Origin of the sequence: Castellaniella sp. MT123 (assembly GCF_039614765.1) — a bacterium.
In the GTDB taxonomy this organism is placed as follows: Bacteria; Pseudomonadota; Gammaproteobacteria; order Burkholderiales; family Burkholderiaceae_B; genus Castellaniella.
This window is the reverse complement of sequence record NZ_CP154879.1, coordinates 3250171-3266134: the sequence shown is the minus strand read 5'-3', so window position 1 is coordinate 3266134 and position 15964 is coordinate 3250171. Positions and strand designations below refer to the sequence as shown.

The 15964-nt window shown below is 65.1% G+C and carries 16 protein-coding genes; 10 read left to right on the top strand and 6 right to left on the bottom strand.

Going from position 1 to position 15964, the window contains the following annotated elements; all coding sequences use genetic code 11:
• Positions 1-49: 49 nt before the first annotated feature.
• A complete protein-coding gene (locus tag ABCV34_RS15405) occupies positions 50-961 on the bottom strand; it encodes a lytic transglycosylase domain-containing protein (RefSeq protein WP_345797100.1) in 912 nt (303 codons plus the stop codon).
• Between the two features lie 79 nt (positions 962-1040).
• Here ABCV34_RS15405 and ABCV34_RS15400 point away from each other — a divergent pair, with 79 nt between their 5' ends.
• Positions 1041-2585 (top strand): UbiD family decarboxylase, encoded by a 1545-nt coding sequence (locus tag ABCV34_RS15400; protein WP_345798805.1) that lies wholly within the window; start codon positions 1041-1043, stop codon positions 2583-2585.
• A gap of 6 nt (positions 2586-2591) precedes the next feature.
• On the opposite strand, the gene ABCV34_RS15395 is transcribed toward ABCV34_RS15400, so the two are convergent.
• From ABCV34_RS15395 to dacB, 5 genes are all read right to left on the bottom strand, one after another.
• Complete coding sequence (locus ABCV34_RS15395; protein ID WP_345797099.1) at positions 2592-2948, bottom strand: hypothetical protein; 357 nt, start codon at positions 2946-2948, stop codon at positions 2592-2594.
• Positions 2945-3427 (bottom strand): phage holin family protein, encoded by a 483-nt coding sequence (locus tag ABCV34_RS15390; protein ID WP_345797098.1) that lies wholly within the window; start codon positions 3425-3427, stop codon positions 2945-2947. The genes ABCV34_RS15395 and ABCV34_RS15390 overlap by 4 nt, the downstream gene beginning before the upstream one ends.
• Positions 3428-3432: 5 nt before the next feature.
• Positions 3433-3756, bottom strand: a complete 324-nt coding sequence (locus tag ABCV34_RS15385; protein ID WP_345797097.1) for a DUF883 family protein — start codon at positions 3754-3756, stop codon at positions 3433-3435.
• A 144-nt stretch (positions 3757-3900) separates the two neighbouring features.
• Positions 3901-4539, bottom strand: a complete 639-nt coding sequence (gene upp / locus ABCV34_RS15380) for a uracil phosphoribosyltransferase (protein ID WP_345797095.1) — start codon at positions 4537-4539, stop codon at positions 3901-3903.
• Positions 4540-4606: 67 nt separating this feature from the next.
• Positions 4607-6106, bottom strand: a complete 1500-nt coding sequence (gene dacB / locus ABCV34_RS15375) for a D-alanyl-D-alanine carboxypeptidase/D-alanyl-D-alanine-endopeptidase (RefSeq protein WP_345797094.1) — start codon at positions 6104-6106, stop codon at positions 4607-4609.
• 163 nt (positions 6107-6269) lie between these two features.
• Between dacB and queA the strand changes: the two genes are divergently transcribed.
• The 9 genes from queA to ABCV34_RS15330 all read left to right on the top strand — a co-directional run bounded on the left by queA (position 6270) and on the right by ABCV34_RS15330 (position 15909).
• Positions 6270-7343 (top strand): tRNA preQ1(34) S-adenosylmethionine ribosyltransferase-isomerase QueA, encoded by a 1074-nt coding sequence (gene queA, locus ABCV34_RS15370; protein WP_345797093.1) that lies wholly within the window; start codon positions 6270-6272, stop codon positions 7341-7343.
• Positions 7340-8476 (top strand): tRNA guanosine(34) transglycosylase Tgt, encoded by a 1137-nt coding sequence (tgt, locus tag ABCV34_RS15365; protein WP_345797092.1) that lies wholly within the window; start codon positions 7340-7342, stop codon positions 8474-8476. The genes queA and tgt overlap by 4 nt, the downstream gene beginning before the upstream one ends.
• A gap of 87 nt (positions 8477-8563) precedes the next feature.
• Positions 8564-8908: a preprotein translocase subunit YajC gene (gene yajC, locus ABCV34_RS15360; RefSeq protein WP_345797091.1), complete on the top strand. Its 345-nt coding sequence runs from the start codon at positions 8564-8566 to the stop codon at positions 8906-8908.
• 61 nt (positions 8909-8969) lie between these two features.
• Positions 8970-10841 (top strand): protein translocase subunit SecD, encoded by a 1872-nt coding sequence (gene secD / locus ABCV34_RS15355; RefSeq protein WP_345797089.1) that lies wholly within the window; start codon positions 8970-8972, stop codon positions 10839-10841.
• A gap of 12 nt (positions 10842-10853) precedes the next feature.
• On the top strand, positions 10854-11789 hold the full coding sequence (gene secF, locus ABCV34_RS15350) for a protein translocase subunit SecF (RefSeq protein ID WP_345797087.1): 936 nt from the start codon (positions 10854-10856) through the stop codon (positions 11787-11789).
• Positions 11790-11989: 200 nt separating this feature from the next.
• On the top strand, positions 11990-13477 hold the full coding sequence (gene miaB, locus ABCV34_RS15345; RefSeq protein WP_345797086.1) for a tRNA (N6-isopentenyl adenosine(37)-C2)-methylthiotransferase MiaB: 1488 nt from the start codon (positions 11990-11992) through the stop codon (positions 13475-13477).
• Positions 13474-14493, top strand: a complete 1020-nt coding sequence (locus ABCV34_RS15340; protein ID WP_345797085.1) for a PhoH family protein — start codon at positions 13474-13476, stop codon at positions 14491-14493. The genes miaB and ABCV34_RS15340 overlap by 4 nt, the downstream gene beginning before the upstream one ends.
• A complete protein-coding gene (gene ybeY, locus ABCV34_RS15335; RefSeq protein WP_345797084.1) occupies positions 14483-14968 on the top strand; it encodes an rRNA maturation RNase YbeY in 486 nt (161 codons plus the stop codon). The genes ABCV34_RS15340 and ybeY overlap by 11 nt, the downstream gene beginning before the upstream one ends.
• A gap of 53 nt (positions 14969-15021) precedes the next feature.
• Positions 15022-15909, top strand: coding sequence for a transporter associated domain-containing protein (locus ABCV34_RS15330; RefSeq protein WP_345797082.1), 888 nt, complete (start codon positions 15022-15024; stop codon positions 15907-15909).
• The last annotated feature ends 55 nt before the right edge of the window (positions 15910-15964 follow it).

Below are 15964 nucleotides of genomic sequence, written 5' to 3'. Positions count from 1 at the left end.
CCGGCGCTTCTCCATGCGAACCGCTTTCGACAAGAAGGCGGGAAGCGCCTTATTTCTTGCCCAACGGAATGCCGGACGCCAGCGCGATCCGGCGCCGTTCCGCCAGGACACTGGCGCCGTAGCCGCCGTCGTCGGGCCCCGACGCACCCACATAGCACGCCAGGCCGCCTTCGATCGAACCGCGGCGGCGGATGCAGTCGGCCAGAATCTGGGTGCCGATCCGGATATTGACGACGGGGTTGAAGATCGCGGCCGGCCCGCCGCTGGTCCGCAGCTTGTCCCGATGGACGCTGCCCATGATCTGCATCAGGCCCTGGGCACCGACCGCGCTTTCGACGAAGGGGTTGTAGCGCGATTCGATGGCGATCACCGCCAGCAGCAGTTGCGGATCGACGTTGAATTCCTTGCCGATGATGAAGGCCGTGCGGGCCAGCGCCCCCGCGACACTAGAGGCAATCCGGTATTTGCGTGCCAGGTAGCTGCGCAGCCCCTGCGCCTGGCCCGCGGACACGCCGGGGATGGGCTGATCACGCATGCTGGCCGCCAGCGCCTGGAAAAAATCCGCGTTGGCCGAGGCAAGCCGCGGATGCTGGGCAACGGGTGCGGGTGTCTGGGCGGCAGGTCCCGCCGGGGATCCGGTTGTCGCCCCGGCAACGGATCCGGCGGATTCCGAGGCGGCGGGGGCGGTGACGTCCGGCGCCTGAGTCAGGTCCACAGGCGGCGACCAGCTGTCCGTGTCGATGGGCGCGTAACCCGTGTCGTGGGCCTGAAACATGGCAAGCACGACTTCATGCAGCTGCTGGGACTGCTGGCGCATTGACGGCAGCACCAGGCTCAGGCCCAGCGTGGTCAGGACCGCCAGACCCAGATAGATGGCACTGACGTGAACGAATTCGCCCACGGGGTACAGCACGGCGCGCACGCCATGCAGCAGCCGTTCAGAAATCGGCCCGGCGGACATGATGGCCTCTGGCCGCCGTGCGGGCGGGGGGAATGGTAATCTTTGGCACGACCACACTGTAACCTGATTGACGACCACTGTGAAATACCGCGACCTTCGGGACTTCATCGCCCAGCTTGAGCGCCAGGGCCAGCTCAAACGCATCGCGCACCCCGTCTCCACGACGCTGGAAATGACCGAGATCAGCGACCGGGTGCTGCGATCGGGTGGTCCCGCCTTGCTGTTCGAGAATGCCCAACACGGCGGCCGGACCAGCGACATTCCGGTCCTGGCAAACCTGTTTGGCACGCCGCAACGGGTCGCCTGGGGAATGGGCGCGGATGACGTCTCCGCCCTGCGCGACGTCGGCGAACTGCTGGCCTCGCTGCGCGAGCCGACGCCACCGCAGGGCATGCGCGACGCCCTGTCCAAGGTTGCGCTGCTGAAATCCGCCCTGTGGGACATGAATCCGCGCCAGGTCCGCTCGGCGCCCTGCCAGGAAATTGTCATCGAAGGACAGGACGTGGACCTGAACGCCCTGCCGCTGCAAAGCTGCTGGCCCGACGACGTGGCACCGCTGCTGACCTGGGGCCTGGTGATCACGCGCGGGCCCAACGCCCGGCGCCAGAATCTGGGCATCTACCGCCAGCAGCTCATCGGCCGCAACAAACTCATCATGCGCTGGCTGTCGCATCGTGGCGGCGCACTGGATTTCCGCGATCACCGGCTGGCCCACCCGGGCGAGCCCTTCCCGATCGCCGTGGCTCTGGGTACCGATCCCGCCACGCTGCTGGCGGCCGTGACACCCATCCCCGACAGCCTGTCCGAATACCAATTTGCCGGCTTGCTGCGGGGATCGCGCACCGAACTGGCGGCCGCGCTGGGCAGCGGCCTGCAGGTTCCGGCCCAGGCCGAGATCGTCCTGGAAGGCCATATCCTGCCCGCCTCGGATCCGCGCGCGCATCGGCCGGATGTCCCGGATGGCGTCTCGGCCCCGCCGGACACCGGCTACGAAATGGCGCTGGAAGGCCCTTACGGCGACCACACCGGCTATTACAACGAACAGGACTGGTTCCCGGTGTTCACCGTCGAACGCATCACCCACCGGCGCAACCCCATCTACCACAGTACCTATACCGGCAAGCCGCCCGACGAGCCCGCAATCCTGGGCGTGGCGCTGAACGAGGTCTTCGTGCCCTTGCTCAAGCGCCAGTTCCCCGAGATCATGGATTTTTACCTGCCCCCCGAAGGCTGCAGCTACCGCCTGGCGGTGGTATCGATCCGCAAGCAGTACCCCGGCCACGCCAAGCGCATCCTGTTTGGCCTGTGGAGCGTGCTGCGCCAGTTCATGTACACCAAGTTCATCGTCGTGGTGGACGAGGATATCGACACGCGCAATTGGGCCGAGGTCATCTGGGCCATGACCACCCGCATGGACCCGGTGCGCGACACGCTATTGGTCGAAAACACCCCGATCGATTATCTGGACTTTGCCTCGCCGGTGTCCGGCCTGGGCGGCAAGATGGGGCTGGACGCCACCAACAAATGGCCGGGGGAGACCCAGCGCGAATGGGGACGCCCGATCCGGATGTCCGATGAGGTCAAGCAACGGGTGGACGCCATCTGGGATCAGTTGGGCCTGTAGGAATCTTCAACCCGGCACATCGGTGTCCCGGCGATGGCGCTTGCCTAGCCAGACCAGGCCGGCGATCAGCGCAGTCTTCAGGGCGATCCGGCGGCGGCGCGGATTGGACACCACAGAGCCCAGCAGGGACAAGATCAGCGGATACCGCCGCAGGGACCCCAGGCCGAGGCCCAGCCAGCCGAATCCCATGTCGCGCAGCCAGCCACCCGCCTGGTCGACCAGCATCCGGGGCTGCAGACTGCCGGCCAGCCGGCAAGCGCTTTGACCCAGAGCCACCCTCTCGTAGCCGGCGCGCATGCGCAATAACTCGATGCGCAGGCGCCTGTCCTGGGCAGAGACCGCTGAGCGCGACATCGACTTCATGGCGTCACCTCCGGAGGTTGGCCACGATCCGCGCGGCGGCCGGTTTCATCGCCAGTGCCCGACGGGCTGACGGAAGCGCCCGGGGCGGGGTTCGCCCCACCCGAGCCGCCCACGCCGCGCCCCAGCGACTGGGCGTCCTCGCGCAGGACATCGATTGTGACTGCAAAAGGATCGGGATCCCGCCGCGCACGCCACACCAGGCACCCGGCCAGGGCGATGCCCAGCACGGCATACAGCAGCGCCAGCAGACCCAGTGCCAGAAAGCGGTGTTCGGTCGGCCAGTACGCCAGCGCAATCGCCAGTGTCGCCACCAGCAGCGCCAGCAGCAGGAAGATCGCCGAAGCGAGCAGCAGCGCCAGACGGCACAGCAAGCGATCACGGGCATCCCGCGCCTCGAGGCTGAAGAGTTCGAGGCGCGTTCCGATCAGGGCCGCGCTCTGCGCAGCCAGATCCACCAATGCGTGTCCAAGCGCCCCCATCGCGATCAGCGCCGCGACAGCAGCGCGCCCAGCAGCAGACCGGCAACCCCCGCGATCCCAACAGCCTTCCAGGGGTTGGACTGGACGTATTCATCCGTATCGTGGGCGACCTTGCGTCCCTGCTCCAGCAGCGTTTCCTGGGTTTCCGACAGCACGGCGCGCCCCTGATCCAGAGCCTGCAGCGCGCGGGCGCGCAGGTCGGTCGCCTTATCGCCGGTGGCATCGGCCGCCTCGCGCAGCAGCTGTTCAGCCCGATCCAGGCTGGACTTCAGATCTTCGATCAGGGCGTCACCCGCGGATTGGGTGGGAATGGATTTGCGTATGGCCATGAACAGCTCCTGTTGATGAGAAGGTCAGGACTTCATCCTACCCGAACCGGCGCCGTCCGGGTATCAAAACACGCGATCGTTTGATATCTCACAACACCATGTCCGGTATCCGGACGTCTGGCCGCCCCACGCCGGCAGAGACGGTCAATCCGGCTTCTGGCGCGTGCCAAAGATCCGGTCCCCCGCATCCCCCAGCCCCGGGATGATGTAGCCATCCTGGTTCAGGTGGTCGTCGATGGATGCCGTGTAGATATGCACATCCGGATGGGCGCGATCCACAGCGGCGATACCCTCGGGGGCGGCCACCAGCACCAGCGCGCGTACGTTGCGGCAGCCCGCCTGCTTGAGCATGTCGATGGCGGCCACCATGGAGCCGCCCGTCGCCAGCATGGGATCGACGATCAGCGCCAGGCGTTGATCCAGCTGTCCAACCAGTTTTTCCAGATAGGGCTGGGCCTTCAGGGTTTCCTCGTTGCGGGCGATGCCCACGGCGCTGACCTTGGCCCCCGGAATCAGGCTGAGCACACCATCGAGCATGCCGATCCCGGCGCGCAGGATGGGCACGACCGTGACTTTCTTTCCGGCCAGCTTTTCGACATCCAGTTCGCCCGCCCAGCCGGTGATGCGGGAGGCCTCCAGTGGCAGGTCCTTGGTGGCCTCGTAGGTGAGCAAGGCACCGATTTCCTGCGCCATTTCACGGAAATTCTTCGTGCTGAGGTCCGCCCGCCGCATCAGGCCCAGTTTGTGACGGATCAAGGGGTGGTGGATTTCGTGGATGGGCATGGCGGTTCAGTCGTCAGGAATGCGTTGTCGAGCAGTGTAACCCCCCTGTCGGGAACCACCACCGCCCTCAGCGGTTCGCCAACCAGCGCACGATTTCGTCGTCGAAGGGCCGCACCGCCGCAGCGCCGGGGTGGTTGACCAGACTGACCACGATATAGCGTTTACCGCTGACACCCCGCACATAGCCGGCCAGCGCGCGGGAATCCTTCAGCGTGCCGGTCTTCATGTGGGCCTGGCCCCGGGTGTCCGCCGAGCGCAGCCGTTTGCGCATCGTGCCGTCCATCCCCGCAATCGACAGGGACGAGACAAACTCCGGCATCAGCGGCGAGCGCCAGGCGACATCCAGCATCTGCGCGAGCCCTTGCGCCGTCACCCGTCCCTGACGCGACAGACCGGAGCCGTTGTCCAGCACCCAGCCGGTGAGATCGATCTTCTGGCGCGTGAGCACCTGCTGCACGGCGCGATCGCCGCTTTCGGGCGTAGCGCCAGGGCCGTTCAGGTCGGCCGCCAAGGTCAGCAAGGTCATGCGCGCCATGACGTTGTTGCTGTGCTTGTTGATCTGACGAATGACATCGGCCAGCACCGGCGAATCATGCCAGGCCAGGACCTCGGTCTTTGCCGGTACCCGCCCGTTCTGGAACCCGCGCCCCAACGTGCCGCCCAGTTCCTGCCACAGCAGACGGAACAGGGCTTCGAAGTGGTCCGCCTGCGAGCCGGCCAGCCGATAAATGCTGAATTCGCCGCAGGATCCGGTCGCCTTGCCCGCCACACGCACCGTCGTGATGCCGCTCTGGACCCGCGCATCCACCGAGAACCCGGTGGCCGGCTTGCAGCGGCCTTCTTCCCAATCCACACGCCCTTCGACCCGGACATTGCGGGTCGGCGGATCGATGATCGGGATCCACTGGCGGTTCTTCTCGTCGGGCTGGAACAGGACCCGCGTCGCCCCGAAGCCGACCATCATCGCGTCCGGGCTGGCATTGTAGGGACGGTCGGGCGAATCATCGAATTCGCCCGGGTCGATGGACACATTACCGAACAGACTACGGTCCACCACGACGTCGGAGAGGTTCTTGATCCCGCGCAGACGCAGTTCACGCAGAACGTTCCACAGATCCTGGACCGTGAACCAGGGGTCGCCCGCCGCTTTGACATACAACGGCCCCTGCAGCGTGCCCTGGTCGTCGACCCGGGCGCCGGCATTGGCCAGAAACTGCGTGCGCCAGACATAGTCCGGCCCCAGCGTGGACAGGGCCGACCACGTGGTGACGGTCTTCATGACGGAAGCCGGATTGCGTGGTACGCCGGCATTGATCCGGCTGATCACCGGCCCGCCCGCCTCGCGGATTTCGAGCGACAGCGATGAATCAGGCAGCCGGGTGGCCTTCCAGGCCTTCTGCAGTTCGGGCGGCAAGGCCTGCGCGGCGACAGACGCAGCGGCCCCCGCCAGCACACCGATCGCCAGTGCATTGCACGCCAGGCGCCGCCACCCTGACCACGTCCTGGCGGACTGGTCTTCTGGCTGAAAAGATTGTCGCCGATTCCGCTGCTGCGCCGCCCGACCCATGGTGCCACCCGACAAAAACCGTCAGCATAATCCAAACCTTGGCGTATGGGGCCGATGCGGACAGCAACGGGCACGCATGCGCCGGACGACGACGGCAAAAATCCCCATTGCCACGCGGGTTTACAATACCCGCCGACTTGTCTTTCTCCGGCTCTACCCGCCAATGCCCAATACCCCAGTCGCGTCCGACCTGGACATCTCCGACTTCGACTACCACCTGCCCCCCGAACTCATCGCCCAGCACCCCGCCGAACGGCGTGATGCCAGCCGGCTGCTGCATCTGGACGCGGGCGGTGGCCTGCATGACCGGCAATTCACAGACCTGCCGGCGCTGCTGCGGGCCGGCGACCTGCTGGTCTTCAATGACACCCGCGTCATCAAGGCGCGCCTGCGGGGCCACAAGGCCAGCGGCGGCCAGGTCGAAGTCCTGATCGAGCGCATCCTCGACCCCCAGCATGCCCTGGCCCACATCCGGGCCAGCAAGTCGCCTCGCCCGGGTACCCGCCTGATACTGGCCGACGGCGCCTTCGAGGCCGAGGTCACCGGCCGCGAGGATGCCCTCTTCGAGCTGGCGTTCCCCGACGCCGTGCTGGACCTGCTGGAGCGCCACGGCAGCGTGCCTCTGCCCCCCTACATCACCCATCGGGCCGACAGCGACGACGAGTCCCGCTATCAGACGGTCTATGCCGACAAGCCCGGCGCGGTCGCCGCACCCACAGCCGGCCTGCACTTCGATGAGGCCATGCTCGATCGCCTGCGGGCCCAGGGCATCGACACCGCCTTCGTTACGCTGCATGTGGGCGCGGGGACGTTCCAGCCGGTGCGCGTGACGCACATCCGCGACCACATCATGCATGCCGAACGCTATGTCGTGCCCGCCGAGACCTTGCGCAAGATCCGCGAGACCCGTGCCCGGGGTGGACGCGTGATCGCCGTGGGCACCACCAGCGTCCGGTCCCTCGAGGCCGCCGCGCACGAAGGCGACGGCGAGCACGCGACCGAGGGCGACACCCGGATCTTCATCACGCCCGGCTATCGTTTCGCCCACGTCGATGCGCTGATCACCAATTTTCACCTGCCGCAGTCGACCCTGCTGATGCTGGTGTCGGCGCTCGCCGGCATGGAACCCATCCGGCGCGCCTACGAGCACGCCGTACAATCGCGCTACCGATTCTTCAGCTACGGCGACGCCATGTTCATCGAGGCCGCCCAGACCTCCCCTGCCCAGACCCCATGACCGGATTGCAATTCGACCTGCTGCACACGGACGGCGCCGCGCGGCGCGGCCGCCTGACCCTGAACCACGGCGTCGTCCAGACGCCGATCTTCATGCCCGTGGGCACCTACGGCAGCGTCAAGGCCATGTTGCCGCACGAACTGGAAGACATCGGCGCCCAGATCGTGCTGGGCAACACCTTCCACCTGTGGCTGCGCCCCGGCACCGACGTTCTGGATCATCACGGCGGCCTGCATGGCTTCATGCAATGGGATCGTCCGATCCTGACCGATTCGGGCGGATTCCAGGTTTTCAGCCTGGACGGCATGCGCAAAATCACGGAAGAAGGCGTGCGTTTCGCGTCTCCCATCGACGGGTCGCGGCAGTTCCTGTCACCGGAAGAATCCATGCGCATCCAGCGCAGCCTGAATTCCGACATCGTCATGGTGCTGGACGAGTGCACACCCTACCGGATCGGCGACCGGCCCGCCACGCACGAAGAAGCGGCCGCCTCCATGCGCATGTCGCTACGCTGGGCGCGCCGTTCGCGCCAGGCGTTTCAGGATCTGCGCAACCCCAATGCGCTGTTCGGCATCATCCAGGGGGGCATGTACGAAGATCTGCGCGACGAGTCGCTGGCCGGCCTGACCGACATCGGCTTCGAGGGCTACGCGATCGGCGGCCTGTCGGTGGGCGAACCCAAGGAAGACATGATGCGGGTGCTGGCTCACGTCGCGCCGCGCATGCCGGCCGGCGCGCCCCGCTACCTGATGGGCGTGGGCACCCCGGAAGATCTGGTCGAGGGTGTGCGCCAGGGCGTGGACATGTTCGACTGCGTGATGCCGACCCGAAACGCGCGCAACGGCTGGCTTTTCACCCGCTACGGCGACGTGAAGATCCGCAACGCCCGCTACCGCGACGATACACGCCCCCTGGATCCGGACTGCCGCTGTCACACCTGCAGTCATTTCTCGCGATCCTACCTGCATCATCTGCAGCGGGTGGGCGAAATCACCGGCGCTCGGCTCAACACCCTGCACAACCTGCATTTTTACCTGAATCTGATGGCCGATATGCGCGAGGCCATCGAGCAGGACCGTTTCGAATCCTGGCGCCAGGCATTCCTGCGTGACCGGGCGCGCGGAATCGAATGATCCACCAGCGAATATCCCGCTACAATCAAGAGTTAATTTGACTCTCGATGTCTCTTTTTACTTCAACGATTTTCCGCAGGAGCCTTCATGTCCCTCGTTGACACCCTGACCCTGATTCCGGCCCAGGCCGCCGCTGGCGAACCGAACGCGCTGATGAGCATGCTGCCCATCATCCTGATGTTCGTCATCCTCTACTTCCTGATGATCCGCCCGCAGATGAAGCGCCAGAAGGATCACAAAAAAATGGTCGAAACGCTGTCCAAGGGTGACGAGGTCATCCTGTCCGGCGGCCTGCTGGGCAAGATCAACAAGGTCAGCGACAGCTACCTGACGGTCGAAATCGCCCAAGCGGGTGACAAGGCCGTGGAATCCATCGTTCAGCGCAGCGCCGTCACGTCCGTGCTGCCCAAGGGCACGATCAAGTCGCTCTGATCCGCCCCCGAGCGCCGCCGACGCGGCGCCCGGCCCCCTCAGCTTTACCTTCCGATCGACCATGAACCGCTACCCCCTCTGGAAGTATCTGATCGTGCTGGCCGCCCTCATCATTGGGGTGCTGTACACGCTGCCCAACCTCTACGGCGAATCGCCCGCCGTCCAGATCGCGGGGGCCAAGACGTCAGCCAAGGTCGATCAGGAAACCCTGACGCGCGCCGACCAGATCCTCAGCCAGGCGCACATCACGCCTACGGCCAGTACCTTCGAGATGAACGGTCCGGTCGGATCCGTGCGCCTGCGTTTCGACACCACCGACACGCAGCTCAAGGCCAAGGACATCCTGGACAAGGCGCTCAATCCCGATTCGCAGAACCCGGACTACACGGTCGCGCTGAACCTGATGTCGGCCTCGCCGAACTGGCTGACGTCCCTGGGCGCCCACCCGATGTATCTGGGCCTGGACCTGCGCGGCGGGGTGCATTTCCTGCTGCAGGTCGATCTTCAGGGCGCGCTGAACAGCCGCTACGATTCCATGGCGGGCGAAGCCCGCAGTACGCTGCGCGACCACAAACTGAAGTCCGAGGACGTCGAGCGCAACCAGCAGTCCGTGCGCGCCACCTTCGCCACACAGGACGAACGTGACGCCGCCATCGATATCCTGCGCCGCGCCATGCCGGAAATGGTCTTCACAAGCAACCAGTCGGGCAACACCTGGCTGCTGGAGGGCCAGCTCAACCCGACCTCGATCACCCAGGTGCAGAACAACGCCCTGAAACAGAACATCCAGACGCTGCACAACCGGATCAACGAACTGGGCGTGGCCGAACCGGTCATCCAGCAGCAGGGCGGCGACCGCATCATCGTTCAGCTGCCCGGTGTGCAGGACGTCGCCAAGGCCAAGGAAATCCTGGGCCGCACCGCCACGCTGGAAATCCACATGGTGGATGATTCCCCATCGGCCGTGGCCGCATTGACCGCCGGTCGCGTGCCCTTTGGGCTGGTGAAATACACCGACCGCGACGGCCGCCCCCTGCTGCTGCGCCGCCAGGTCATCCTGACGGGCGAGAACCTGCAGGACGCCCAACCTGGCCGTGATTCCCAGACCCAGCAACCGACCGTCAACCTGACGCTGGACTCGAAAGGCGCACGCATCTTCCGCGACGTGACGCGCGACAACATCGGCAAGCGCATGGCCATCGTGCTGTTCGAGAACGGCAAGGGCGAGGTCGTCACAGCGCCCGTGATCCGCTCTGAAATCCCGGGCGGCCAGGTGCAGATTTCCGGCAGCATGTCCGCCCAGGAAGCCGCCGACGTGGCACTGCTGCTGCGCGCCGGCGCCCTGGCGGCGCCCATGCACATCATCGAGGAACGCACCATCGGCCCCAGCCTGGGCGCAGCCAACATCAAACAGGGCTTCGATTCCACCCTGTATGGCTTTGCCGCCATCGCGGTCTTCATCATCCTGTATTACCACCTCTTTGGCCTTTTCTCGACGCTGGGCCTGAGCTTCAACGTGCTGCTGCTGCTTGCCGTCCTGTCCATGCTGCAGGCCACGCTGACGCTGCCCGGCATCGCCGCCATCGCCCTGACTCTGGGGATGGCCATCGACGCCAACGTGCTGATCAACGAGCGCATCCGAGAGGAATTACGCCTGGGCCTGCCGCCACAACAGGCGATCCACCTGGGCTTCGACCGCGCGTGGGCGACGATTTTCGACTCCAACCTGACCAGCCTGATCGTGGGGGTGGCGCTGCTGACCTTCGGCACCGGGCCTGTTCGCGGCTTCGCCGTCGTGCACGTCACCGGGATCCTGACCTCGATGTTCTCGTCCGTGGTCGGTGTACGCGCTCTGGCCAACCTGTGGTACGGACGCCAGCGCAAGCTCAAATCGATCTCGATCGGACAGATCTGGAAACCCAAGCAAGACTAATCAGGATTCATCATGGAATTTTTCCGCATCCATCGCACCATCCCGTTCATGCGGCATGCGCTGATCCTGAACCTCATCAGCCTGCTGACCTTCCTCGCCGCCGTCTTTTTCATTGCTTCCCGGGGCTTTCACCTGTCGATCGAATTCACCGGCGGCACGGTCATGGAAGTCCATTATTCGCAGTCGGCACCCGTGGGCGACATCCGCACCGCCATCGACGCGCTGGGCTACAAGGACTTCCAGGTGCAAAATTTCGGCACCTCGCAAGACGTCATGATCCGCCTGCCGGTACGGCCCGACGAAGATACGTCCGTCCAAAGCCGCACCGTGCTGACCACCCTGCAAGCCCAGCACCCTGACGTACAGCTGCGCCGGGTGGAATTCGTCGGCCCGCAGGTGGGCCAGGAACTGTTGCACAACGGCCTGATGGCACTGCTCTTCGTGCTGGTGGGCATCATGGTGTATCTGGCGATCCGCTTCGAATGGAAGCTGGCCGCCTCTTGCGCAATCGCCAACCTGCACGACGTGGTGATCATCCTGGGGTTCTTCGCGTTCTTCCAGTGGGAATTCTCCCTGCCGGTGCTCGCGGGGGTGCTGGCGGTACTGGGGTATTCGGTCAACGAATCCGTGGTGGTGATGGACCGGATCCGCGAAAACTTCCGCAAGCAGCGCAAGGCCCCCGTGCGCGAGATCATCAACGCATCCATCACGCAGAACATTTCCCGGACGATCATCACCCACGGCTCCACCCAGATGATGGTGCTGTCGATGTTCTTCTTCGGCGGCCCCACCCTGCACTACTTCTCGCTGGCCCTGACGATCGGGATCTGGTTCGGGATCTATTCGTCCGTGTTCGTGGCGGCCGCCCTGGCGATGTGGATGGGGATCAAGCGCGAAGACCTGGTCAAGCACGTCAAGAAGGAAGGCTCGGAAGTCGAACTGGGGTAAATCGGGCTGTCGCGGGGATCTTTGGGCTGTGCACGCTAGCCTGTGTCTTCTGGAAGCCCAGGAAGCGCAACAGGCCGCAAAACTGGCAATCCTGCGTAATGCAATCGCATTGGGGATGGCTGACCCGCGACATCCAGTAAAATAGCGGATTACCCATCCTTTACCGCCCCCGGGGTGACAACCCGCCACGGCGACAGACCATGCAAGAAACCCCCGTGCGCCGCCCCGGCGTGATCCCCGCGTCCCGAGAATCCGCCGAACACCTGAAGGACCAGGCCTGGCGTCAGAACCAGGACGAAACCCTCGCTGGCCTGCTGCAGCCCCTGGAACCCGGCCAGCACAAAAAACTCTTCATCCGCACCTTCGGCTGCCAGATGAACGAGTACGACTCCGAAAAGATGGTGGACATTCTGCGCGCCGCCAAAGGCGTGGAACTCACCGATACCCCGGACGACGCCGACATCATCTTGTTCAACACCTGTTCGGTGCGCGAAAAAGCCCAGGAAAAGGTCTTCTCCGACCTAGGCCGGGTGCAGCATCTGAAACAGGCCAAACCCGACCTGGTGATCGGCGTGGGCGGCTGCGTGGCCAGCCAGGAAGGCGAGGCCATCGTGCGCCGCGCGCCCTACGTGGACGTGGTGTTCGGGCCGCAGACGCTGCATCGCCTACCCGAACTCATCGACCGGCGCCGGGCGACAGGCCGGTCCCAGGTCGACATTTCCTTCCCGCTGATCGAGAAATTCGACGCCCTGCCGCCCGCCCGCGTGGACGGTCCTTCGGCCTTTGTGTCGATCATGGAAGGCTGCAGCAAATACTGCAGCTTCTGCGTGGTGCCCTACACCCGGGGTGCCGAGGTCTCCCGCCCGTTCGACGACGTGCTGACCGAGATCGCCGACCTGGCCGACCAGGGTGTGCGGGAAGTCACCCTGCTGGGCCAGAACGTCAACGCCTATCGCGGGCCGACCGGGACCGCCGGCGAGATTGCCGATTTTGCGATGCTGCTGGAATATGTCCACGAGATTCCCGGCATCGAACGCATCCGCTACACGACCTCGCACCCCAAGGAAATGACCGCCCGCCTGATCGAGGCGCACGGCAAGCTGCCCAAGCTGGTCCCCTTCCTGCACCTGCCCGTCCAGGCCGGCAGCGACCGGGTCCTGGCCGCCATGAAGCGCGGCTACACCGGGCTGGAATACAAGTCCATCATCCGCAGGCTGAAGGCAGTCCGCCCCGACATGACGCTGTCGTCCGACTTCATCGTCGGCTTTCCCGGGGAAACCGAGGAAGACTTCCAGAAGACCCTGGATCTGGTGCGCCACGTGGGCTTCGATCAGTCCTTTTCTTTCGTCTATTCCAAGCGACCGGGCACCCCGGCCGCCGATCTCGACGACCCCACACCGGAAGCCGACAAGCTCGGCCGTCTGCATCGCCTGCAGGCCCTCATCAACGATCAGGCGGCGGCCATCAGCCAGGCCATGGTCGGCAGCACCCAGCGCCTGCTGGTCGAAGGCCCATCGAAAAAGGATCCCCAGGACATGAAGGGCCGCACCGAGAACAACCGCATCGTGAATTTCGCCGGCCAACGGCGCCTGATCGGCCAGATGGTGGACGTGCGCATCACCGAAGCCCTGACCAATACGCTGCGCGGCGAGATCATCACCACGGTCACGGATCAGGTGCGCGCATGACGACACCCCGCCCCCGTGGCACGGGCAACCGCCCGCTGTCCATCCAGCTGACGGGCAACAACGTACAGCTGGCCAATCTGTGTGGCCCGCTGGACGAGAACCTGCGCCAGATCGCCCAGACTTATGACGTGACCATCAGTCGTCGAGGCAGCCACTTCAGCGTGCGCGGCGGCCGGGCATCCGAAGCCGGCCGCGCCCTGCGCTGGTTCCACGAGCACTCGGCACAGTCATCGCTGTCGCTCGACGACCTGCAGCTGGGCCTGGTGGAACTGAACAGTCGCGACCCGCGGCGCCCGGACAATACCGCGCAATCGCACGATCTGCCCGAACTGCCCCCGGTCGACGACGAAGGCCCGAGCCTGCGGACCCGTAAATCCGACCTGCGGCCGCGCACGCCCCGTCAGCGCGACTACCTGAGCGCCATCCTGAAGCACGACGTGACCTTCGGCGTGGGCCCGGCGGGCACCGGCAAGACCTGGCTGGCCGTGGCCTGCGCCATCGATGCGCTGGAGCGCGAATCGGTGGCACGGCTGGTCCTGACGCGCCCCGCCGTGGAGGCAGGCGAGCGCCTGGGATTTCTGCCCGGCGACCTGGTGCAAAAGGTGGATCCCTATCTGCGTCCGCTCTACGACGCCCTGTACGATCTGCTGGGTTTCGAAAAGACTCAGCGGCTGTTCGAGAAACAAACGATCGAGATCGCACCCCTGGCCTACATGCGCGGGCGCACGCTGAACAACGCCTTCATCATCCTGGACGAGGCACAGAACACCACGCCCGAGCAAATGAAGATGTTCCTGACCCGGATCGGCTTTGGCAGCAAGGCGGTCATCAACGGCGACCCCTCCCAGGTGGACCTGCCCAAGAACCAGCAAAGCGGCCTGCTGCACGCCCTGGACGTTCTGGACGGTGTACCCGGTATCGCCCAGACCCGGTTCACCAGCCGCGACGTGGTGCGCCATCCCCTGGTGGCGCGGATCGTCGATGCCTACGAGCAGGCGGGTGACCATGTATCCTGATTTTTCGCTGTCCATCCAGTATGCGGTCCAAGCCCCCGCCCTGCCCCGCTGGCGCCTGCGGCGCTGGGTGGGACGCGCACTCGAGCACGCCCTGGCGGCGCCCGATCCGCGCGCCGGCCAGCCCGTCGCCCTGACCCTGCGTATCGTCGATGCCGAGGAAGGCCGCGGCCTGAATGCCGCGTGGCGGCAGCGCGACTACGCCACCAACGTGCTGACCTTCGAATACGGCGCGGATCCTTCCGGCCTCATCAGCGGGGATATCGTGCTGTGCCTGCCGGTCCTGGAACGCGAAGCCGCCGAACAGGGCAAACCGCTACTGCACCACGCGGCGCACCTGGTCACCCATGGCGTCCTGCATGCCCTGGGCTACGATCATATCGACACCGATGAAGCCGAACACATGGAGGCTCTGGAAACCGCCATCCTGGCGGCCCAGGGAATCCCCAACCCCTACAGTCCGCAAGGACCCGCTTGAGCCGGCCGGTTTATCGGTTATGCTAGAGAATCCAGTTACTCGTCCTTCGGACAATGCCCGACCCCCACTCATCAGACGCAGAACCCCGACCTGCGCATTCGGCCCCCAGTTCACTCCTGTCCCGCATCAAGGCCCTGCTGCGTCCCGCCCCGCCGGCGGACCGTGAGGGCATCCGCGCCGTTCTCGAAGCCGCACACGATCACTCCATCCTGGACGGCGAATCCTACGCCATGATTTCCGGGGCCCTAGAAGTCGCCGACAAGACCGTGGCGGACATCATGGTGTCCCGGTCGCGGATGGACCTGCTCGACGTCTCGTTGTCCCTGACCGAGCAGATGAGAACCATCATCGAAACCGGGCATTCGCGCTTTCCAGTCTACGAGGGCGACCGCGACAACATCATCGGCGTCCTGCTGGCCAAGGATCTGCTGCTGACCCTGTCGGACCATGCGCTGGACATCCGCGCACTGATCCGCCCGCCAGTCTTCATCCCCGAATCCAAGCGTCTGAACGAGCTGCTGCACCAGTTCCGCATCAGCCGCAACCACCTGGCCATCGTCATCGACGAGCACGGCGGCATCTGCGGCCTGGTCACCATGGAAGACGTGCTGGAACAGATCGTCGGCGACATCGAGGACGAGTTCGACGACGAGGACGAAAAGACGATCTTCCGGACTGGCGACAACAGTTGGCGCGCCATGGGCACCACGGAAATCGAAGACTTCAACGACGTTTTCCACGTCCAGTTGCCCGACGAGGACTACGACACGCTCAACGGCTGGCTGGCAGCCGAACTGGGGCACATCCCCCGGCGCGGTGAACACTTCCAGAGTCAGGGACTGACCTTCACCGTGGTCGGTGCCGACGGCAAGCGTGCCCGCTGGTTGCACGTCCAGCGAGTCAGCGGCGCGTCGTCCTCTCCAGAAACGCACACGCCCTGACCTACCTCACACACCCACACCCGACATGACGCCTGAGCACACGACGTCCGATACC